This window comes from Stackebrandtia nassauensis DSM 44728 (genome assembly GCF_000024545.1).
Lineage (GTDB): Bacteria > Actinomycetota > Actinomycetes > Mycobacteriales > Micromonosporaceae > Stackebrandtia > Stackebrandtia nassauensis.
The window spans coordinates 4611220-4630581 of record NC_013947.1 but is presented as its reverse complement, the minus strand read 5'-3'; the positions used below and the strand labels follow the sequence as shown (position 1 = coordinate 4630581).

At 68.4% G+C, this 19362-nt stretch carries 22 protein-coding genes; 9 read left to right on the top strand and 13 right to left on the bottom strand.

Going from position 1 to position 19362, the window contains the following annotated elements; translation table 11 throughout:
* Positions 1-15 precede the first annotated feature (15 nt).
* Positions 16-888, bottom strand: coding sequence for an NAD(P)-dependent oxidoreductase (locus tag SNAS_RS21405; RefSeq protein ID WP_013019558.1), 873 nt, complete (start codon positions 886-888; stop codon positions 16-18).
* A 132-nt stretch (positions 889-1020) separates the two neighbouring features.
* Between SNAS_RS21405 and SNAS_RS21400 the strand changes: the two genes are divergently transcribed.
* On the top strand, positions 1021-2025 hold the full coding sequence (locus tag SNAS_RS21400; RefSeq protein ID WP_013019557.1) for a GlxA family transcriptional regulator: 1005 nt from the start codon (positions 1021-1023) through the stop codon (positions 2023-2025).
* 65 nt (positions 2026-2090) lie between these two features.
* On the opposite strand, the gene SNAS_RS21395 is transcribed toward SNAS_RS21400, so the two are convergent.
* Positions 2091-2639, bottom strand: coding sequence for a CGNR zinc finger domain-containing protein (locus SNAS_RS21395; RefSeq protein ID WP_013019556.1), 549 nt, complete (start codon positions 2637-2639; stop codon positions 2091-2093).
* Between the two features lie 80 nt (positions 2640-2719).
* Here SNAS_RS21395 and SNAS_RS21390 point away from each other — a divergent pair, with 80 nt between their 5' ends.
* A complete protein-coding gene (locus tag SNAS_RS21390; RefSeq protein ID WP_013019555.1) occupies positions 2720-4123 on the top strand; it encodes an MFS transporter in 1404 nt (467 codons plus the stop codon).
* Positions 4124-4469: 346 nt separating this feature from the next.
* Here SNAS_RS21390 and SNAS_RS21385 read toward each other — a convergent pair whose 3' ends face one another.
* Both SNAS_RS21385 and SNAS_RS36865 read right to left on the bottom strand, forming a co-directional pair.
* Entirely contained in the window at positions 4470-5198 is a 729-nt protein-coding gene (locus SNAS_RS21385; protein WP_013019554.1) for a PIG-L deacetylase family protein, read from the bottom strand.
* A 76-nt stretch (positions 5199-5274) separates the two neighbouring features.
* Positions 5275-5811: a CGNR zinc finger domain-containing protein gene (locus SNAS_RS36865; RefSeq protein WP_013019553.1), complete on the bottom strand. Its 537-nt coding sequence runs from the start codon at positions 5809-5811 to the stop codon at positions 5275-5277.
* Between the two features lie 52 nt (positions 5812-5863).
* Between SNAS_RS36865 and SNAS_RS21375 the strand changes: the two genes are divergently transcribed.
* Positions 5864-6700, top strand: coding sequence for an alpha/beta fold hydrolase (locus SNAS_RS21375; RefSeq protein ID WP_013019552.1), 837 nt, complete (start codon positions 5864-5866; stop codon positions 6698-6700).
* Here the strand turns inward: SNAS_RS21375 and SNAS_RS21370 are convergent.
* On the bottom strand, positions 6697-7206 hold the full coding sequence (locus SNAS_RS21370) for a GNAT family N-acetyltransferase (protein WP_013019551.1): 510 nt from the start codon (positions 7204-7206) through the stop codon (positions 6697-6699). The genes SNAS_RS21375 and SNAS_RS21370 overlap by 4 nt on opposite strands.
* A complete protein-coding gene (locus SNAS_RS21365; protein ID WP_013019550.1) occupies positions 7203-7568 on the bottom strand; it encodes a winged helix-turn-helix transcriptional regulator in 366 nt (121 codons plus the stop codon). The genes SNAS_RS21370 and SNAS_RS21365 overlap by 4 nt, the downstream gene beginning before the upstream one ends.
* Before the next feature lie 168 nt (positions 7569-7736).
* Between SNAS_RS21365 and SNAS_RS21360 the strand changes: the two genes are divergently transcribed.
* Both SNAS_RS21360 and SNAS_RS21355 read left to right on the top strand, forming a co-directional pair.
* Positions 7737-8618: an NAD(P)-dependent oxidoreductase gene (locus tag SNAS_RS21360; protein WP_013019549.1), complete on the top strand. Its 882-nt coding sequence runs from the start codon at positions 7737-7739 to the stop codon at positions 8616-8618.
* A 14-nt stretch (positions 8619-8632) separates the two neighbouring features.
* On the top strand, positions 8633-9532 hold the full coding sequence (locus tag SNAS_RS21355) for an NAD(P)-dependent oxidoreductase (protein WP_013019548.1): 900 nt from the start codon (positions 8633-8635) through the stop codon (positions 9530-9532).
* 215 nt (positions 9533-9747) lie between these two features.
* Here the strand turns inward: SNAS_RS21355 and SNAS_RS21350 are convergent, their stop codons facing one another.
* From SNAS_RS21350 to SNAS_RS21340, 3 genes are read right to left on the bottom strand one after another with little or no spacing between them, the layout of a single operon-like run.
* Entirely contained in the window at positions 9748-10398 is a 651-nt protein-coding gene (locus SNAS_RS21350; protein ID WP_013019547.1) for a hypothetical protein, read from the bottom strand.
* Entirely contained in the window at positions 10395-11672 is a 1278-nt protein-coding gene (locus tag SNAS_RS21345; RefSeq protein WP_013019546.1) for a hypothetical protein, read from the bottom strand. Before SNAS_RS21345 ends, SNAS_RS21350 begins: the two co-directional genes overlap by 4 nt.
* Before the next feature lie 50 nt (positions 11673-11722).
* Positions 11723-12187, bottom strand: coding sequence for an Lrp/AsnC family transcriptional regulator (locus SNAS_RS21340; protein WP_013019545.1), 465 nt, complete (start codon positions 12185-12187; stop codon positions 11723-11725).
* 80 nt (positions 12188-12267) lie between these two features.
* On the opposite strand from SNAS_RS21340, the gene SNAS_RS21335 reads away from it, so the two are divergent.
* From SNAS_RS21335 to SNAS_RS21325, 3 genes are all read left to right on the top strand, one after another.
* Positions 12268-13554, top strand: coding sequence for an APC family permease (locus SNAS_RS21335; RefSeq protein ID WP_013019544.1), 1287 nt, complete (start codon positions 12268-12270; stop codon positions 13552-13554).
* Between the two features lie 165 nt (positions 13555-13719).
* Positions 13720-14277 (top strand): TetR/AcrR family transcriptional regulator, encoded by a 558-nt coding sequence (locus SNAS_RS21330; RefSeq protein WP_013019543.1) that lies wholly within the window; start codon positions 13720-13722, stop codon positions 14275-14277.
* A 39-nt stretch (positions 14278-14316) separates the two neighbouring features.
* Complete coding sequence (locus SNAS_RS21325; RefSeq protein ID WP_013019542.1) at positions 14317-15867, top strand: MFS transporter; 1551 nt, start codon at positions 14317-14319, stop codon at positions 15865-15867.
* Positions 15868-15954: 87 nt separating this feature from the next.
* Here SNAS_RS21325 and SNAS_RS35340 read toward each other — a convergent pair whose 3' ends face one another.
* Positions 15955-16197, bottom strand: coding sequence for a hypothetical protein (locus SNAS_RS35340; RefSeq protein ID WP_144300588.1), 243 nt, complete (start codon positions 16195-16197; stop codon positions 15955-15957).
* Entirely contained in the window at positions 16190-16921 is a 732-nt protein-coding gene (locus SNAS_RS33080; protein ID WP_013019541.1) for a DddA-like double-stranded DNA deaminase toxin, read from the bottom strand. Before SNAS_RS33080 ends, SNAS_RS35340 begins: the two co-directional genes overlap by 8 nt.
* An 85-nt stretch (positions 16922-17006) precedes the next feature.
* Between SNAS_RS33080 and SNAS_RS21315 the strand changes: the two genes are divergently transcribed.
* On the top strand, positions 17007-17849 hold the full coding sequence (locus SNAS_RS21315; RefSeq protein WP_013019540.1) for a PhzF family phenazine biosynthesis protein: 843 nt from the start codon (positions 17007-17009) through the stop codon (positions 17847-17849).
* A 44-nt stretch (positions 17850-17893) separates the two neighbouring features.
* Here the strand turns inward: SNAS_RS21315 and SNAS_RS21310 are convergent, their stop codons facing one another.
* A complete protein-coding gene (locus SNAS_RS21310) occupies positions 17894-18925 on the bottom strand; it encodes a hypothetical protein (RefSeq protein ID WP_013019539.1) in 1032 nt (343 codons plus the stop codon).
* On the bottom strand, positions 18918-19355 hold the full coding sequence (locus SNAS_RS21305; RefSeq protein ID WP_013019538.1) for a hypothetical protein: 438 nt from the start codon (positions 19353-19355) through the stop codon (positions 18918-18920). The genes SNAS_RS21310 and SNAS_RS21305 overlap by 8 nt, the downstream gene beginning before the upstream one ends.
* Positions 19356-19362: the final 7 nt, after the last annotated feature.

Below are 19362 nucleotides of genomic sequence, written 5' to 3'. Positions count from 1 at the left end.
GCTACATTGCCATCGTCATTCGGACGACTTGAGCTCCTCGACGGCGCGCGAGAAGCTGGCCTCGCCGTGTCCCTTTTCCTGCTGCGCGGCCAGGGCGTCGCGCAGCGGGACCAACGGAGCGTCGGTGACACCCTGGGATCGACTGGTGCGCATGATGTTCTCGATCCCGGCGACGTTGACGTCCAGATTGGAAAAGTTCACGGGGTAGTCGCCGGAGTCGATCTCGTCGGCCAGTGTCGGCAGCACGTCGACGATCGATCGCAGCCACGGGATGAGCAAGTCCTTCGTGAACTCGGCGGCCTTGAAGCCCTCGGAGTCCACCATGGCCACCGAGTGGAAGTACCCGGAGAACAGTCCGTACATGCCGGACAGGATCGCCATGTCGTTGAGCGAGGCCAGGCCGTGGTCGGCGCCCAGGTAGCGGGCCGTCCCCAGCGCCGCGACGATCTCGCCGTGCCGCTGGTTCGCGGCGGTCGAGCCACTGTAGATGATCACCGACTCGGGGGTGGCCAGCGTCTGCGGCACCCCGAGCACGCCGCCGTCCAGGTACTCGGCGCCGTGTCCGGCCAGCCAGTCGCCCAGCTCGCGGGCCTCGTCGGGGCGGCCGGTGGTGAGGTTGACGATCGTCCTGCCGTCCAGTTCGGACGTCGCTGACTCCAGGCTGGCGCGCACGACGGTGTCGTCGGCGAGCATGATCACCGACACGGGGCTCGCCGCCACGGCTTCGGCGACCGTCGCGGCCGGTCGGGCCCCCTTGGCCAGCAGTGGTTCGGCCTTGGCCGGGGTGCGGTTCCACACCGTGGTGGGGTGCCCCTCGCGCAGATAGATCTCGGCGATCGTGGCGCCCATGCGTCCCAGGCCGATGACGGATACCGGGGTCTTGGTCATTGTTCCGCGCTCCTCGCGTAGTCGAATCGGAATCTCAGGCGCCTGTGTCGACCAGCTTCGCGCGGTGTCGTCCGCGATGACAGTGTCAGGATTGCCCCGCATCGCAAAATTCGTGACAGGTACGGTGGGGCCATGTCCCCGGGAACCGTGGCCATGGCGCTGGCCGGAGACGGCCGATCGCAGCCGTGGGAGCTGTACGAACTGAGCATCGTCGCGGCCGTGTTCGGCACGCCCCAGCCCGACCTGCACGACCCCTGGTACGAGCTGCGGCTGTGCTCGCTGACGCCGGTCGAGCGGAGCTTCGGGTACGGCGTCTCGCTGACGCCCACCCACGGGCTGGCCGAGCTCGTCACCGCCGACACCGTGATCGTCCCCTCGATCCCGGAACGGTGCCTGGGCACCGACTTCGGCGAGTACCCCGAGCTCGTCGACGCGCTGCGCCAGGCGCGCGCCAACGGGGCGCGGATGGTGGCGCTGTGCGACGGCGCCTTCGCGCTGGCGGCGGCGGGCATCCTGGACGGCCGTCGCGCCACCGCGCACTGGGAACACACCCCGATCCTGGCGGAGCGCTACCCGAAGGTCACTGTGGACGACGCGGTGCTCTACATCGACGACGGCGACGTGCTCACGAGTGCGGGGATGACGGCGGCGTTGGACCTGTGCCTGCACCTGGTGCGTCGCGACCTCGGCGCGGTCACGGCGAATCGCCTGGCTCGCCGCATGGTGGTGCCGCCGCATCGCGCGGGCGGCCAGGCGCAGTACATCGACCTGTCGGTGCCGGTCACGGAGGACGACGGCATCGGCGGCGCGTTGCAGTGGGCCAACGCCAATCTCGACCGTCCGCTCACGGTGGACGACATGGCCCGTCGCGCCAACCTGGGCCCGCGCAGCTTTTACCGCCGCGTCCACGCCGCCACGGGAACCACCCCGCTGAAGTGGCTGCTCAACCAGCGACTGGTGCACGCCCAGTCGATGCTGGAGACCTCCGACGCCCCGATCGAGAAGATCGCCCGGCTGAGCGGTCTGGGTACGGCGGCCAACCTGCGCCGCCACTTCACGGCCCACATCGGAGTGTCCCCGGCCGAGTACCGCCGGACGTTCCGGGGTTCGCGGGTGATCGCGGACGCCAGCGGCTAGTTCGCGGCTTTGGGGGCCCGAGGAGCATGCTCGCAGGCTGGGCGACAGCCGACTGGCTGGGCTGGCTAGCTCGCGGTTCGTTTGCGGGCGCGGTGTTCGGCCACTCGGGCTCGGCTGGCGCACTTGGTCGTACAGTAGCGGCGGGGGGAGCCGGGGCCGTCGTCCAGGAACAGGTTGCGGCAGCCCTCGGCGGCGCACTCGCCCCAGGCGAGGCGGCCGCGTTCGGTGAGCAGCTGGGCCAGCGCGAGGGCCCCGGACGCGGCGAGCCAGGTGTCCCAGCCGGAGTCGCGCTCGACGTGCAGGTGCCACGCGTGTCCGTCGTGGTTGGACAGTCGCGGGTGGGCGGAGTGCTCGTCGAGGAGGGCGTTGAGCGCGTGGGCGGCGGCGTCGACGTCGGTCAGCGCGAGCACGTCGCCCAGCGCCGTGGCGGTGGCCCGCAGCCGTTCGGCGTCGCGGGCGGTCAGGCTCGCCAGCTCGGCGGCGGACTCGCCGTGGGTGGCCAGCAGCTCGGCCAGTCGCTCGCGGCTCGCGGACGGGTCGTGGCGGACCAGGTTGGCGAGGTCGACGAGCCGCTGGGCGGGCTGGAAGCCGTCGGTTGTCGCGTTCACGTGCACCACTGTCCCGTATCGGTTGGCGCGCGATGCGGCGCACCGCGTGTAACGTCTTGTTAAGATAAGACGTTACACTTTCGCTCATGCGTCTGCCAACCCGCTACATCACCGGCTCGTTCCTCGCCCGATTCGCCGAGGAGGGCATGGGCGTGACCATGGCGCTGCTCGCCTTGCAGCGCACCGGAAGCGTGGGCCAAGCCGCCGCGCTGTCGGCCGCCTGGCTGGCCCCGCACGTGCTGGCCGCGCCCCTCATCGGCACGCTGGCCTCCCGAGCCCGCCACCCGACCCGCTTCTACGCGATCGGCCTCCTCATCGTGGCGGCCACGATCGCGGCCGCCACCCTGCTGCTGGGCCGAGTACCGCTGCTCGCCGTCTGCGCGATCGCGGCCGTGGGCGGCTGCTGCGGCCCCGTCGTGTCGGGCGGACTGTCGAGCCTGGTCGCCGAGCTCCTACCCGAGGGCCACCGCGAACGCGCCTACAGCTGGGACTCGGCGACCTACAACGCGGCCTCGATCGCGGGCACCGCCGTGGCAACGGCGGTCGCGGCGACGTTGGGCGGCGAGTGGTCCGGCTGGATGCTGGCCACCTCGGCCACCCTCGCGGCCGTCCTCATCGCGCTGCTTCCAGCGAGCCGAACGCCGCTCGGCTCGGCGGCCGACGCGACATCCCCAGCCGCTCGGCACGACGATGCGCGAGTGCCAAGCCAACTGGCCGAGCCGCCGCGGCCAGCCGAGCCGACGGCTGTGCTGGCGTCGGAGTCGAGCCAGCTGGTTGAGCCGCCGCTGCCAAGGGAGCGTGAAGCGTCTGGCGGACGGCCGAGCGAACTGGCCGGGCCGCCGCAGCCAAGCGAGCCGACGACCGTGCCCCCTGCGGTGAAGCCGAGCTTGGTGGCGGACATGGCCGCTGGCCTGAAAGCGTTGTGGCGCGACAAAACGCTGCGCGCCGTGACGGCGGCGACGTGCTTGGCTTACCTCGGCCTCGGCGGCCTCACCATCACCGCCGTCATCGCCGCCCGCCAGTGGGGCGACGGCGACTTCGGCGGGGCGCTCGTGACCGCGTTCGCCGTCGGTGCCCTGGCCGGAGCCTTGGCGTTGACGAAGTGGACCCCGCCGATCTCGCCGCAGCGGTTGGCGGCATACAGCTTGCTGGTCACCGGCGTCAGCCTCGCGCTCGCCGCTGCGGCCCCGAACCTTGTCGTGTGCCTCGTCCTGTTCGCGGTGGCCGGGGACGGGCCGCTGTTGAGTGCGACGCTTCAGGTGCGCGCCGCTCATGCCCCGCCAGGGGTGCGGGCCCAGGTGTTCACGACCGGGGCCGCGTTGAAGTTGTCGGCGGCGGCCATCGGCACCGCGTTGGCGGGCGCGCTGGAGTCGCTGCCCGCCGCCTTGCCGCTGGCCCTCATCGCCGCGACCCAGCTGGGGGCGTGCGCTCTCGTGTGGACGCTGGCCCCCGCCCCGACCCGGGAGCCGATGCCATCGCGGTCCGGCTGAGCTCGTGTGCGGCCAGCCGAATCGAGGCGTTGGTCGTGAGCTGGCTTGCCGACTAGGAGCGGGGTGAGTAGCTGCGGCCTCGGTCGCGGAGTAGCCGCAATGCGTGGGCTGCGCATCGTCGGTCGTGGAGCTGCCGCACCGCGCGGGCCGAGGCCACGCCGACGGCGAGGGCCAGCCACAGTGGCCCCGGGCGCGAGCCTGCGACCAGCGCAGGCCAGCCGAGGCACATCGTGCCGAAGCCGCGAGCCTGCGCAGCGCACCCGGCCGGGGCACATCGTGCCCCAGCCGCGAGCCTGCGCCAAGTGCCGCCAGCCGGGCCACATCGTGCCCAGCCGACGGTCAGCGCTCACATGTTGAACACTTCGAACGACGTCGCCCGCCGAGCTCCGAACCGTTGGCCGGTTTGTAGGGCCATCGTGGTGAGGAACTCCTCCGGGTCGGACATGCCGTGGTCGCCCAGTGAGGTCAGGTACGCCGCGTGTTTGGAGAGCGATTCGATGGCGGCGTCCAGGGTGTCGGTGATGTCGACGGCGTGCGTCGCGTTCGGCGAGCCCGCGACGAGTACCTTCTGGACTCCCGACCACGGTTCGAGACCGAGATCGGTGAACAGCCAACGGTTTGAGGCGTCGCGGACCGCGTCGAAGACCGCGTTGCCGAGGTTGCGGTGGTCGGCCATGTTGAGGAACCCGGGTCCCCAGTGGGGGTGGTGGTTGATCGTGACGATGATGTCGGGACGGTGGCGGCGGATCGCGGCGGCGATGTCGCGCCGCAGCTCGACGGTGTGCTCGATGAGGCCGTCGGGGTGGTCGAGGAACTCGACGTCGGTGACGCCGACTACCGCCGCGCTCTCGATCTGTTCCTGGACGCGTAGCGGTCCCGCCGTTTCGGGTGGGGTGTCGTCCATGCCCGCTTCGCCCTTGCTGGCCAGCAGGTAGGCGACCTCGCGGCCCATCCGGGTCCAGCGGGCGATCGCGCCCGCGGCGCCGTATTCGAGGTCGTCGGGATGGGCGACGACGGCCAGCACCCGGCTCCAGCCGTCCTCGGGAAACTCTTCCAGCGGTGCGTTGCTCGACATGTGCGACTCCTTGGTAGCTGGCGTCTCGATCTTAGGCACCGGCTGGAACGTCCGGGGCCGCCCGCGGATTCCGGGTTCAGGTCTTCTTGCGTCCGTAGTGTTTGCGGGCCTTCTCGCGGTTGCCGCATCTGGACATCGAGCACCACTGTCGATTGCGGGCGGGGGAGCGGTCGAGAAAGCGCAGTCCACAGGTGTCGGAGGCGCACACCCGCAACGTCGGACGCGTGTGACCGGCCAGCAGGTCGATGGCGTCGGCCGCGATGACGCCCAGGGCCGCTTCGACGCCGACGTGGGAGGGGGTGACACCCCCGTCGGGGGTCAGTTGCGGTATCGGTGCCCGACGGGCCCAGGTGTTGACGGCGTCGATGTCGGCCGGCGATGGTGAGCCGCCGGTGCCGAGTACTCGGTCGAGTTGTTCGCGCAGGTCGCGGGCGTCGTCTAGCTCGCTGGGCGTGACAGGCGTGTCGGGTTCGACGAGCCCGGCGCGACGGAGCCAGTCGTGCAGGTGGGACGGCTCGGCGAGCATCTCGTGGCCGCTGGCGTAGCGGTCGCGCCGGGTGTTGATGAAGTCCAGGCACGGCCGACCCCCGTCCCACACCCATTCGTATGTCACCCCGCCATGATAGTTTCTAACCCTCTAAGACAGTTAGAAGGGAGTGGACGGTATGGCCGTCGCGAACGTCAACGGACTGCGGATGCACTACGAGACCGCGGGCGAGGGGCCGCCGCTGGTGCTGCTGCACGGCTGGCCGCAGACGCGTCACTGCTGGCGCAAGGTCGCACCCCGCCTGGCCGAGCGGTACACGGTGATCACCCCGGACCTGCGCGGCTACGGCCGCACCGACAAGCCCACGAGCGGCTACGACAAGCGAACGATGGCCGCCGACGTGTCCGGGCTGCTGCGGTCGCTCGGCTTCGGCTCGGCAGCCGTCGTCGGGCATGACCGGGGCGCGCGGGTCGCGCACCGGTGGGGTCTGGACCGGCCCGAGGAGGTGGAGCGGTTGGTGGTGCTGGACATCGTGCCGACCCGGGAGATGTGGCGGGCGGGCGCCGTGGTGGCGTCCGGGTACTGGCACTGGATGTTCCACCTGCAACCCGACCTGCCGGAACTGTTGGCGGGTAAGGACATCGGCGCGTATCTGGGCCACTTCTTCGAACAGTGGACCTTCGATCGGGGCGGGTTGGAGGCCGAGGCCATCGCCGAGTACGTGCGGGCGTTCTCGGTGCCGGGGGCGTTGCGGGCCGGGTTCGACGACTATCGGGCGTCGTTCCCGTACGACGCCGAGGCCGACGACGCCGACCATGAGGCCGGGCGCCGTCTGACCATGCCGATGCTGGCACTGTGGGGATCACAGGGACTGCCGAGGAACTTCGACGTCCTCGACGTGTGGAAGCGCTACGCCGAGAACGTGCGCGGCGAAGCGATACCCGACTGTGGACACTTCGTCGCCGAGGAACGCCCCGAGGCGCTGCTGGAGCGGTTGCGGGAGTTCCTGCGCTAGCGGACGTCGAGCTCGTAGATGATCTCGCGACCGTCCACATCGTCCCACTGCTCGCCGTTCTCGGTGAAGCCGTACGCGGCGATCAGGTTGAGGGACGCGGTGTTGTCGGGACGGATCGTGGCGCGCAGCGTCGTCACCGTGGGCTCGGTGCGGGCGCGGTTGAGCAGCGCCTCGAAGGCGGCACGGGCGTAGCCACGGCGGCGGTGGGTCGGGTCGACGGCGTAACCGACCTCGACCATCCCGTCGGGGTCGGGCGGGCCGTGGAATCCGGCGCGGCCCACGACCGCCCCGGTGGTGGTGTCGACGATGGCGCGGGTGATCCAGGGCGCGCACTCGGGATCGGCGTCGAGCTGCTTGCTGCGCATGACCCAGGTGTGGATGCTGTCGGGCCCGGTGAAGTACTGGGGCAGATTGAGCCCGGCCAGGTCGCTGGCGGCTTCGAGGTTGCCGTCGGCCAGCGCGTGGATGGCCGCGTCGGGGAGCTGAAAAAGTTGGACTTCGTTCATACGGACTCCGGGATCTCTACTCGGTCGGCGCCGATGCGGCCGATGCGTTCGGTGCCCCAGGCACCCAGCGGCGCCAGGGCGGTGTTGAGAGCGACGCCGTGCTCGGTGAGGGAGTACTCCACCCGGGGCGGGACCTCTTTGTAGACCTCGCGGTGCACCAGACCGTCGGCTTCCATCTCGCGCAGCGTCTGGATGAGCATCTTCTCGCTGATGCCCGGCAGGTTGCGTTTGAGTTCGCCGTAGCGTCGGGTGCCGTGGGCTTCCAGCTCCCACAGGACGAGTGACTTCCACTTGCCGCTCACCACGTCCATGGCCGCGTCGAGGCCGCAGAAGTATGGGCCGCATCTCACCGGCTCGGTCATTTAACGCTCCTACCTCATTACTTACCCGCGGGTGGGTATCGAACTTTTTTGTAGGTACTTGTCGATGGGGCTGTCAGCGGTGAACATTACCTCGACGCGTCGGCAACACCAACTCACTTAACGATCGCGACCGGGTTCGCGATGTCTGATCTCAAAGGACTGAACACAATGGCTGTAGATGACGCTGCCCGCGTGACGGTGCTGGGCCTGGGGCTGATGGGCAAGGCCCTGGCCGCGACCCTGGCGAAGGCGGGCCACGCCACGACGGTGTGGAACCGGACACCTGGGAAGGCTGCGGATCTGAAGTCCCAGGGCATCGCCGAGGCCGCGACGCTGTCGGAGGCCGTGACGGCCAGTCCGCTGGTGGTGGCCGTGCTGCTGGACCACGCGTCGGTGCACGACGCGCTGGATCCGGTGGTGGGCGAGCTTTCCGGACGCACTCTCGTCAACCTCACCAGCACCGCCCCGAACCAGGCCCGCGAGCTCGCGCAGTGGGCCGCCGCCAACGACATCGCCTATCTGGACGGCGGCATCATGGCCACCCCGGACATGATCGGCCAGGCCGGTTCGTCCATCTTGTACTCCGGGACGGAGTCGGTGCACGCGAAGTACAAGCCGCTTTTGGAGCTGTGGGGCGAGGCCGCGTACTTCGGTGACGACGCGGGACTGGCCTCGCTGTGGGACTTCGCGCTGCTGTCGGGGATGTACACCATGTTCGCGGGCTTCTACCACGGCGCGGCGATGGTCGCGTCGGCTGGCGTTTCGGCGGACGCGTTCGCGGCGCGGGCGGTGCCGTGGCTGACGGCGATCGCGCCGCACATCGCGGCACAGGCTCCGGCGATGGACTCCGGTGACTACAGCACCGACGTGCAGCACCTGAACTTCACCAAGGCCGCCGCCGACTCGATCCATCAGGCCGGTGTGGACGCGGGGATCAACCCCGTGGTCTTCGCACAGTTCAAAGCGCTGGTCGACCAGCAGGTCGCCGACGGGCACGGCGCCGCGTCGTTCACGCGTGTCTTCGAATCCCTCAAGAACTCCGGCAAGTAGAAAAGGAATCCACAATGAACTCCAAGAAGTCTCCCGTCACGCTGATCGGCCTGGGCCCCATGGGGCAGGCCATGGTGCGGACGCTGTTGGGTCAGGGGCACCCGGTCACGGTGTGGAACCGGACGCCGTCGCGGGCCGAGCCGTTGGTGGTTGAGGGCGCGCGGTTGGCGGCCAGCCCGACCGAGGCGGTGGCCTCCAGCGACCTGGTGATCCTGAGCCTCACCGACTACCAGGCGATGTACGACATCCTGTCGACCGCCGAGTCGGCGCTGGCGGGACGCACCATCGTCAACCTGTCGTCCGATGACCCCGACGTGACCCGGGAAGCCGCGAAGTGGGCCGCCAAGCACGGCGCGACGTTCATCGCCGGGGGTGTCATGACTCCGGCGCCGACCGTCGGCACCGAGGCCGCGTATGTGTTCTACAGCGGACCGAAGTCGGCGTTCGACGCGCACGAGCCGGTACTGCGGCACATCGGCGGACCCCGGTTCCTCGGCGAGGACACGGGTCTGGCGCAGCTGTACTACCTGGCGCACCTCGACGTGTTCCTCACGACGCTGGCGTCGGTCGTGCACGCGACGGCGCTGGTGAGCGCGGCCGGGGTGGACGAGGCCGCGTTCGCGCCGGAAGCGATCCGCATGGTCATCGAGACGGGGCAGATGCTGGCGGCCGAGGCCGAAACCGGTCTGGAGCTGGGGCGCAACCTCGCGTCCGGCAACCACCCGGGCGAGCTGGCCACGGCCGTGATGATGGGCGCCACGGCGGATCACATCGTCAGCGCGGCCAAGGGCAGCGGTGTGGATCTGGTGCTGCCGGAGGCGGTCAAGTCGCTGTACGACCGGACCGTCGCGGCCGGTCACGGCAAGGACAGCTGGACGGCGATGTACGAGATCATCAAGAAGAAGGCGGCGTAGGACGCCGTAGCCGGGGCCGCGCGATCATCGCGCGGCCCCGCTGTGCGCTGGGCGCAGCGCGTTCGGCTCGGCTCGGCCGACCGTGACCGGCGGCGGTGGCTCAGGCTGGCTTGATCGCGGCCGGAGGCCGTCGGCGCCAGTCGGCTCAGCCGAGAAGTCGGCTGGGCCGGGCTGATGGCCGCCGTCGGTCGGCCCAGCCGGGTGGCTGGCCGCCGTCAGTCGTCGGCGCTGCCCTTGTCGTCCTCAGCGGCTTCGGCGTCCTCGGCTTGGTCGTCGCGCAGCTGCGCGAACACCTCGACCACGTAGCCCAGCTCGGTCTCCTCGCCCTGGCGGGCCAGGACCAGGTCGACCAGCTTGGGCCAGCGGCCGCCGAGCGCGTCGGCGACCACGAGCCCACGCAGTCGGACCTGCCGGTTGTCGTGTCGCAGCGCGGTTTCCAGCGCGGCGGGGAGTCGCTCGTCCATCGGCTGGTCGGGGTGTGAGTGCGTGCAGGCCAGCGCCAGTTCGCGCCAGCCGCGCACCAGCGCGGTGGGTTCGGGGCCCGGGTCCTTCGAGACGTCGTCCAGCAGCGAGTCCAGATCGCGGGTGGTCACCGCGCCGCGAACGATCTCGGCAACGGCGTCGACCGCCGACTCGTCCTGGCCGCGAACGGTCACCATCCGCACGCCGTCGGAGTGGAACTCGATGTAGGCGACGTCCACACCGGAGTCGGCGCTCCACTGTAGCTCGACGGATTCGTCGAAGCCCTGGGAGAACCGGCCCGCCATCGTCCAGCCCGAGTCCGCCGCCAGCTTCTCCAGTTCGGTGACGTCAACGGACTCGTCGACGACCAGCACCCGCTTGTGAGCGACCGTCAGGTTGTTCATGAAGCCTCGTCCTCCTCGTCGACGTCGCTGTCCCCGATGAAGTCGGTGTGGACGTTGACCGGGTTGCCCTCCTTGTCGACCATGATCGGTTGCTGACCGGCGAAGCTGTCGCCGAAGGCGTTGTAGTTGTCCGGGTCGCCGCCCACGATGAGGAAGTGCTCCAGTCGCTCGGCGGGTTCGTCGGAGGCCGCGACCAAGGCCGCCTCCTCGAACAGGAACCGGTAGTTGTAGTCGGCCGCCACCCGCAGCACCGCGTTGCGCACCGACGGCTCCGGGTGGGCCGCGAACTCCCGCAGTCGCAGGCTGCGGCGCAGGTTCCCGTGCCACAGTGCCGCGTGCACCCGGATCGCCGAGGCCAGGTGGCCGGTGGACTCCGGTTCGGTGAGGTGGTGTTCCAGATCGTCCTCGGTGAGGAAGTCGAAGCAGGTCAACGCCCCCACCACGTCCAGCGGCAGGTCCAGCGGGTAGCCCATCTTGAACGCCTCGTTGATCCGCTTCACCACCGCGTGGTGACTGACCGGCGAGGGCCGGTACCGCACCCCCACGCACACCACGTTGCGGGAGTGGACCTCGAAGGACAGGTGCGAGCGGGAATGCAGGGTGCGCCAGGTCATCGACGGCACCCGCCCCAGCAGCTGCGACTTGGTGTTGCGCTCCCGGTCGAAGGCCGACATCGCCAGCGGCGAGACCGCCTCGAAGTCGTCGTGCAGCGGGTCCTCCTGATGCGAGGACGCCCAGGAGGAGTGCTCCAGGTAGCTGATCATGGTCGTGTACCGGTCCAGGTCCAGCCCGTTGAACGGGACCAGCTGGCCGTCGTACACGTTGGGCAGCATCACCTCGTCGCGGAAACCCAGGAAGCCGCGCGTGAAACTCGTCAGCGTGACGGTGTTGAGCGCGGGCTTGGGGTGGCTGGCCGACAGCACCTCGGCCAGCGCCGCGGGCTCGGGTTCCACCGGGATCCACAGTCGCGGGTCGTAGAAGAAACCGAGCGCGCACCACAGCTGGTCGGGCTGGCCGGGATCCAGGTACCAGTGGACGTCGACATCGAGGCCCATGCCACGCATGTTGACCGACGGTCCGGTCCCCACCAGCAGCTTTCCCTCACGGATGCTGGCGTCCAGCTCCATGGTGGTGGGATTTCGCAGCGTCCCGCCGGAGGCGGACTCGTCCGGTGGCTCCCAGTCGGCGGGGTCTCGCCAGTTGACGCCGAGTCGCTCGGCACTGTCGTCGCTTGTGAGTGTTTTCCACCATTGTGGAATTTCGGGATTGTTCAACTTCGATGTCCTAGGAGCCGGGTGGACGGTCCGAAAATGCTAGCAGCCGGTCAGTCACCGCTGTCCAGTACATCCAGGACGTTGTTGTGGATTCTCTGGAAGATCAGCGATGACTGGAACCGGGCCACCTCCTGACGGGTCGCGAGTCTGTCCACAAGGAAGGAATGCAGGCTGTCGGAGTCGGGCACCGCCACGTGCATCACGATGTCGTGTTCCCCGCTGACGACGAACAGCGTGATGACCTCGCGCCAGTTCTTCGCGGCGTCGCGAAACGCCTCGTAGATGGGGCGGGAGTGCCGCCGCATCTGCACCGACACCAGCGCCTGCACGTCCCGGTTCATGGCGGGCAGATCGACCTCGGCGTGGTAGCCGCGGATCACGCCGCGACGGGTCAGGGTGCGCACCCGTTCCAGACAGGTCGACGGCGCGATGCCGAGCGTTCGGGCGAGTTCCCGGTTGGATTGCCGAGCGTTTGCCTGGAGAAGCCGCACGATTCGCGCATCAAGTTCGTCCATGCCGAAATTATCGCAGCGATTTCGGACAAACGGTCGGCGAGACCGGTTCGGCGTCGGTCATGTGTTTAATCTCAGGAAATATGACCGACCAGTTGACCAAGGGCGATTCGCATACCTCGTATGCCCGGCCGAGCCTGGGAATGGGACGCGGCACCGCCATGTACATCGGCGCGATCCTCGGCCCCGGCATCCTGGCGCTGCCCGGCCTGGCCGCCGCCGAGGCGGGCCCGGCCTCGATCGTCACCTGGATCGTGCTCCTTGGCCTGAGCGTCCCGGTGGCGTTGTCGTTCGCGGCCCTGGCGGCCAAGTTCCCCGACGCCGGGGGAGTGGCGACCTTCGTGCGCCGCGCCTTCGGCGCCCGCCCGGCCGGGATCGTCGGCTGGTGGTTCTACTGTGTCATCCCGATCGGCGCCTGGACCGCCGGAATCATCGGCGCCGAGTACGTCGGCGAGGCCCTGGGACTTGGCGGCACCGGCAAACTCCTGATCGGGCTGGGCCTGCTGGCCGCCGCCTTCGGCGCCAACCACCTGGGCCTGCGGCTGTCGGGCGGCACCCAGCTGCTGCTCATGATCGTCCTGGTGCTGCTTTTGGGCGTGGCCACGGTCGCCGGAGCCCTGCACGTCAGCGCCGCCAACCTCACCCCGTTCGCCCCGCACGGCGTGGCCGGAATCGTCAGCGCGGCGGGCGTCCTGTTCTACGCCTTCGCGGGCTGGGAGGCCGCCAGCCACCTGTCGGGCGAGTTCACCGATCCGGCCCGGCAACTGCGCCGCGTCACCGGCTACACGCTGCTCATCGTCTCGGTCCTCTATATCGGACTGTCCATAGTCACGGTCGGTGCGCTCGGCGGCGACGCCGCCACCTCACCGGTCGCCCTGACCGCGCTGCTGACCTACGCGCTGGGCCCTGCCGCGGCACCCGTCACCGCGATCATCGCCCTGGTGCTGAGCTTCGGCGCCCTCAACACCTTCGTCGCCGGAGCCTCCCGGCTGGGCGCGGCCCTGGCCCGCGACGGTGACCTGCCCGCCGTCCTGGCGCGCGGCGGCCGTCCCGGCGAGATCCCGCACCGCAGCCTGCTGCTGTTGGGCAGCCTCACCGCCGTGGCCACCACGGTGTCCATCACCTTCTCCTTCAACCTGGACGACCTGATGCGCGCCACCTCGGCGTGCCTGGCCGCCGTCACCGTCCTGGGCTGCGCCGCCGCCGTGAGACTGCTGCGCGGCCGCTCGGCCCGCGCGATGGCGATCGCCGCCACCGGCTTCACGACCGTCGTGCTGGCGTCGATGGCCTGGTACCTGCTGGTCCCGCTCGGCATCGCGGCACTGGCGCTGGGCTACCGCTGGACGCGGCGCGAGCGGCCAACACACTGACCTGACTCATCACCTCACCGGCCGGGCCGGGCGCTGACCACGTCCGGCCCGGCCTCCACGCTGGTCAGCGGTGGTGGGATCGCTCACTCAGGCGTGACAAACGCGAGACTTTCACGTATCGTATGAGACATAAATGTCTCAATCGCTACATGGAGGTCTCGCCCGATGGGTCGTCGTGAAATCGCGGTAGCCGCCCTGCGGCTGCTCAACGCCAAACCCACGGCGTCCATGGCCGACATCGCCGCCGCCGCCGGAGTCAGCCGCGCCACCCTGCACCGCCACTTCGCCGGACGCGAGGAACTCGTCCGCCTGCTCGGTGAACTGAGCATCGAATCCTGGCGCGAGGCCCTGGACAACGCCGACATCGACACGGCCACCGCCAGCGGCGACGCCGCCCAACTGCGCTCCGCCCTGGAAGTCCTGTGCGGCCAACTGGTGCGCGACGCCTACGAACACGGCTTCGCCCTCACCGAACCCTCCTTCGAGACCGACGACGAGATGGTCGCCGCCAGCGAGGTCCAGCAGAACCGCGAACTGGCCTTCTACGCCGCCGCCCAGAAAGCGGGCGTGGTGCGCGACGACATGTCGGCCACCTGGATCGCCCACGCCGTGTTCGGCCTCCTGGTCGGCCTGCGCGAAGCCCTGCGCCGCGGCGACATCGCCGTGCGCGACGCCGAACGACTGCTGCGCGAGACCGTCTTCGGCGGCATCGCCGTCCACTGAACCCGCCAACCCCTTCCACCACATAGAAAGAGGTGAACCGTGTCCACGGTGACCATCGCCCCGACAACCACGACCACGACTCCCGACGCCAACCCGCGCCGCTGGGTCGGCCTGGCCGTCCTGTGCGCCAGCCTGCTCATCGTGGTCATGGACCTGACCATCCTCAACGTGGCCCTGCCTGAGATCGACGCCGCGCTGCGCCCCAGCTCCGTCCAACTACTGTGGATCGTCGACGTCTACGGCCTCGCCGTGGCCGGTTTCCTCGTCACCGCCTCCGGCCTGGCCGACCGCTTCGGCCGCCGCCGCATGCTCCTGGTCGGCTACGCCGCCTTCGGAACCGTCCCCCTCATCGTCCTGTTCGCCGACTCGGCACCCTGGCTGATCGCGGCCCGCGCCCTGCTCGGCCTCGGCGGCGCCTTCATCATGCCCTCCACCATGTCCATGATCCGCGACCTGTTCGCCGACCCCAAAGAGCGCGCGGTCGCCCTGGGTCTGTGGGGATCCATGGCCGCCGTCGGCGCGGGCCTCGGGCCCATCATCGGCGGCATCCTGGTCCAGAACTTCAGCTGGCACGCCGCCTTCCTCATCAACACCCCGATCATGGTGCTGGCGATCGTCTTCGCGCTGTGGCTGCTGCCCGAATCGCGCGGCGGCGCCGTCCCGTGGGACTTCCTGGGCATCGCGCTGTCCATCATCGGCATGATCTCGCTGATGTACGCGATCAAGACGATCGGCAAACACGGCATCACCGACCCCACCGCGCTGCTGACCGGCACGATCGCCCTCGTCTCGCTGATCTGGTTCGCCCGCCGCTGCCTCAACCGCCGCGAACCGCTGCTGGACCTGCGCCTGCTGCGCCGCCGTCCACTGTCGGCGGGCCTGATGTGCGCGCTGATCTCCAGCGTCGCGATGGCCGCGATGATGTTGTTGCTGGCGCAGTGGATGCAACTGGTCATGGAATACACGCCGATCCAGACCGGGATCCACCTGCTCCCGGTGGCCATAGTGTCCGGAGTGATCTCCCCGCTGGCACCCCGCATCGCCCAAAGCATCGGCACCCGCACGGTGATGGCCGGTGGCCTCGCCGTCGGCGGCCTGGGCTTCGCCATCCTCTACCTGGGCGGCGACCACCTCGACTACCCACTGGTCGCACTCTCGCAATCTCTTGTGGGCGTGAGCATGGCGACGCTGGCGATCGGCTCGGCGGTCATCGTCGCCTCGGTCCCCGTCGAACGCACCGGCAACGCGGCCGCGATGGAGGAGACCAGCTTCGAACTCGGCAACGCCCTCGGCGTCGCTGTCCTGGGCAGCATCGCCGCCGTCGTCTTCCACAACCTGATGGCGGCCACCCGCCTCGAATCGCTGGGCCTCACCGGCTCCGCGGCCTCCACCGCGAGCGACTCGATCGGCGGCGCCCTCTCGGTCGCCTCCCACACGGGCAACACCGCCTTGGCCGACCACGCCCGCGCGGCCTTCACCGAATCGCTCGGCATCGTCGGCCTGGCCGGAGGAGTACTCATGCTGCTGGCAGCCGTCGCCGTGTGGTACCTGACCCCGCGCGGCCTCACCGTCGAAGGCGGCCACCACTAAAATCGTCGCCTCGCTCCGCTCGGCGGCCTTCCGTGGCGCAGGCATGCTTCGCATGCGCGCCAGGCGATAGCTTGGCACGTAGGTTTGTTAGTCGACTTGATTGACTGGTTCGTCGTCGGAGTTGTCCCAGCGCAGACCGAGGTCGACTCCGTCTGGGCCAAACTCGTGGACGATGAGCCAGCCATCTCGATCGTCTGGAGGCTCAATTCCAAGAGATCGCGCGTATTCGATGAGCGCGCGTGAACCGAGCCCACTTTCCCAACTCGACATCAAGTCATCGTGGATATCAGGGTCGAGGGTGACAGGAATGCTCTCCACGAACTCAGACATAGGCTCTCCCGGTGCCGTTGAACTGGTAGATCTTGGTGCCGCCGTTTTGGAAGACGCGATGCATCCACAAGGTGCTGCCCTTGGGGAGTATGTCCTCCAGGTTCAGTTTGCATCCGTCAAAGTATTTGCATGGCGGCAGGTTGATGTACATGACCATGGTTTTGTGGCCGTCCTGGTGCATGCGGGCCGCGGCATGGGCTTCGACGTGACGGCGCAAGCGGACGTAGTCGCGCCAGGGTGGCTTCCAGGCGGCCGTTGCGGCGGGGCCGTCGTCGTCCGCCGAGTGAAGGCCGAGAACGCGATTGCCGTCAGCGTCCCACAAAGTCGCGACAGCTCGGTCCTTGCCGACGTGGGGTCGAATTTCGTCGGCCTTGGCTGGGTCGGTTCGCATCGGTTTGAATCTCGACGGCTTGGATGCTGGAATGACTGCGGACGGCTGAGCCGTCGCAGCTGACGCACCGCCGAGGATGGCGTTTATGTAGTTGTCCACGGCTGCGTCGCTGTTGGCGACCAGCCGCTGAGCTTCGTCCAGGTGCGTCTTGGCCCGCTGGAGGTTGGCGATCGCTTCAGCCGGGCGGGAGTCGATGGAACCGTTTGTGGCTTGTTGGAATGCCAGCAGTCCGGCGTCGGATCGGCTTTTGGCTGCGATGATCTTGTCGCGCGTTTCAACTGTGCGGGTGCGGGCGGCGCGGAGCGCCGCTACGAGGCGGCGCAGCATCGACATTTCAGCAATGTAGGCAGACGGGGCGGTTGCGGACTGTCGAGGACCCGACATGGCAAGGGGGGCAGGGGTGTGGAACGGTCGGGGTATGGCTGGTTCTCGGGATTTCGCTCAGGTTGACGTGTTCGGGCAGGCGCCGTATCTGGGTAACCCGGTGGCTGTCGTGCTTGATGGGGACGGGGTGGAGGACGAGGTGATGCGGCGGATTGCCAACTGGACGAACTTGTCGGAGACGACGTTCGTGTTGTCCCCCAACGATCCTGAGGCGGACTATCGGTTGCGGATCTTTACGCCCGGGTTGGAGCTTGAGTTTGCTGGGCATCCGACGTTGGGGTCTGCGCATGCCTGGTTGGAGAACGGGGGTAAGCCGAAGCGGGCGGGGCGGATTGTGCAGGAGTGTGCGGCGGGGTTGGTGGAGCTGCGGCAGGGGGAGGGTGGGTTGTCGTTTGCCGCGCCGCCGAGGAGGCGGGTGGGGGAGTTGGAGGCGGAGCACCTGGCGGCGATCGTGGACGCGTTCGGGATTGAGCGGGAGGCGGTTGTCTCGCATCAGTGGGTTGACAATGGACCGGGGTGGGCCGTGATTCGGCTCGGGTCGGCTGAGGAAGTGCTCGCTCTAGAGCCTGACTTCTCGCGGTTTCCGACAGCGATGGTGGGGGCTGTTGGGGAGTATCCGAAGGGGTCGGAGTTCGCGTATGAGTTGCGGACTTTCGCGCCAGCGTCGGGGGTTTTCGAGGATCCGGTTTGCGGGAGCATGAATGCTTCGGTGGCGCAGTGGTTGACCGGGGCGGGGGAGATGCCTGCGGCGTACAAGGTTTCGCAAGGGGCTCGGTTGGGGCGGCGGGGGGAGGTCGCGATTGCCGTTGAGGAGGACGGGACCGTGTGGGTTGGCGGTGCGACGACGACCTGTTTTCGGGGGACCGCCATCGCGTGAGCGGCGGGGGCGCCGGACGGGGTTCGTCCGGCGCTGTGCCCCCGCTACCTGTCGCCGTCGGTGAACTGGTGGAACCGTTCCTTGATGGTCTTGACGTCGGCACCGGCCAGCTCGGGCCGCATGGGGAGGAGCAGGGTCTCCTTGCCGAAGTCGTCGGAGATGTGCGGACGTATCTCGCTCTCGTTGAACTTCATGGCGTCGATCAGGGTGTCCTCTTGTTCGGTGATGCTCTTGTCGAGCTCGTCGAGGGCCTTCTTCATGTTCTCGAGGACTTCTTCGATGGTGTCCGCGCCGAGTGGGAGTTCTTCTTTGTCGTCCGGGAGGAAGGGGCCGCCCAGGGTGGCGCCGGAAGCGACACCGGCTCCGACGATCGCGAGGCCACCGCCGCCCAGACCCACGAAGGTGCCGATCGTGATGATCACCGCCAGCAGGAATTCGAGCCCCTCGCCCTTGCTGTCGTCGATGGCCTCAATGGCCTTGACCGCCTGGTCGGCGATGTCCTTGGCGCCCTTGCGGCGGTTCTTGTACAGCTCGATCATCTTCTGGGCTTCGATTTGAAGCATGTTCGCCACTTTGCCGTGGTTTCCCATGATGGTGGGCAGCGAAGCCATGTACTTCTCGAAGTTCTCGCCCGCCTTGCCCTCCCACTCGTCCGAGCGGGTCATGGCTATCTCGTACGCCCCGCTCAGCCGGGAATCGGTGAGGTTGTTCCCGGAGCAGTTGAACACGGTGGCGATCGTGTCAGCCCGCTTGACCAGGGTTTCGATGTCGAGTGGGTTCGGCGTTATGTATGGCTCGAACCTTCCGGGGATCCACTTCGCCTGTTCCTCGATCTCCTCGTCGGAGGCGAAGTCGGGCCTGATCATGCTGTCGGGGTTCATGATCGTGTAGTCGCCTTCCGCCTTGTCCCGTTCGGACTTTCCTTTGCTGACGGCGGTTTCGCGTACTTTTTCGGCGGCGTCTTTGATTTCCGTGTCGGTGACGTGTGGGATGTCGCCGGATTCGACCTCGATCTTCCCCTCGTCGTCGTTGATCGAGCCTCTGCCGCTGCTCTTGCCGGGTGGTGGTTTAGCCATCGTATTTCTCCTCCCAGCCTTCGGGCTTGTCGCCGAGGTCGGGTGCGTCGACCATGGTGTGCAGCGGGGGCGGGTCGTAGTACTTCTCGTCGCCGACGTTGTTCGGGTTCGAGATGTACTCCTTGTACTCCTTGCCGACGTCGGTGAGCCCCTTGGCGTTGTCGCCGTCGACGTACGCGTACGCGTCGATGGCCGCGAGTAGCGCCTCTTGGCCGTCGTTCAATCTGTCGTAGGTGAACCGCAGCGCGGTCGCCAGTTGTTGTTCGACATAGGACCACCATTCGTGTGGGCGTCCGTAGGTCTCCGTGTCGGCGCCCTGGGCGATGCCCAGTACGAATGCTCCGTTCGTGTAGAGCTCCGACATCTTCCCCAGATTCAGGGCCGCGATTCGCAGGTCGTTGAGATCGCCCGCTACTACGTCACTGCACATGTCATCC

Coding starts and splice junctions, on each gene's coding strand:
- SNAS_RS21405 (WP_013019558.1), bottom strand. CDS start 888: ATGACCAAGACCCCGGTATCCGTCATCGGCCTGGGACGCATGGGCGCC.
- SNAS_RS21400 (WP_013019557.1), top strand. CDS start 1,021: ATGTCCCCGGGAACCGTGGCCATGGCGCTGGCCGGAGACGGCCGATCG.
- SNAS_RS21390 (WP_013019555.1), top strand. CDS start 2,720: ATGCGTCTGCCAACCCGCTACATCACCGGCTCGTTCCTCGCCCGATTC.
- SNAS_RS21385 (WP_013019554.1), bottom strand. CDS start 5,198: ATGTCGAGCAACGCACCGCTGGAAGAGTTTCCCGAGGACGGCTGGAGC.
- SNAS_RS21375 (WP_013019552.1), top strand. CDS start 5,864: ATGGCCGTCGCGAACGTCAACGGACTGCGGATGCACTACGAGACCGCG.
- SNAS_RS21370 (WP_013019551.1), bottom strand. CDS start 7,206: ATGAACGAAGTCCAACTTTTTCAGCTCCCCGACGCGGCCATCCACGCG.
- SNAS_RS21365 (WP_013019550.1), bottom strand. CDS start 7,568: ATGACCGAGCCGGTGAGATGCGGCCCATACTTCTGCGGCCTCGACGCG.
- SNAS_RS21360 (WP_013019549.1), top strand. CDS start 7,737: ATGGCTGTAGATGACGCTGCCCGCGTGACGGTGCTGGGCCTGGGGCTG.
- SNAS_RS21355 (WP_013019548.1), top strand. CDS start 8,633: ATGAACTCCAAGAAGTCTCCCGTCACGCTGATCGGCCTGGGCCCCATG.
- SNAS_RS21350 (WP_013019547.1), bottom strand. CDS start 10,398: ATGAACAACCTGACGGTCGCTCACAAGCGGGTGCTGGTCGTCGACGAG.
- SNAS_RS21340 (WP_013019545.1), bottom strand. CDS start 12,187: ATGGACGAACTTGATGCGCGAATCGTGCGGCTTCTCCAGGCAAACGCT.
- SNAS_RS21335 (WP_013019544.1), top strand. CDS start 12,268: ATGACCGACCAGTTGACCAAGGGCGATTCGCATACCTCGTATGCCCGG.
- SNAS_RS21330 (WP_013019543.1), top strand. CDS start 13,720: ATGGGTCGTCGTGAAATCGCGGTAGCCGCCCTGCGGCTGCTCAACGCC.
- SNAS_RS35340 (WP_144300588.1), bottom strand. CDS start 16,197: ATGTCTGAGTTCGTGGAGAGCATTCCTGTCACCCTCGACCCTGATATC.
- SNAS_RS33080 (WP_013019541.1), bottom strand. CDS start 16,921: ATGTCGATGCTGCGCCGCCTCGTAGCGGCGCTCCGCGCCGCCCGCACC.
- SNAS_RS21315 (WP_013019540.1), top strand. CDS start 17,007: ATGGCTGGTTCTCGGGATTTCGCTCAGGTTGACGTGTTCGGGCAGGCG.
- SNAS_RS21310 (WP_013019539.1), bottom strand. CDS start 18,925: ATGGCTAAACCACCACCCGGCAAGAGCAGCGGCAGAGGCTCGATCAAC.
- SNAS_RS21305 (WP_013019538.1), bottom strand. CDS start 19,355: ATGTGCAGTGACGTAGTAGCGGGCGATCTCAACGACCTGCGAATCGCG.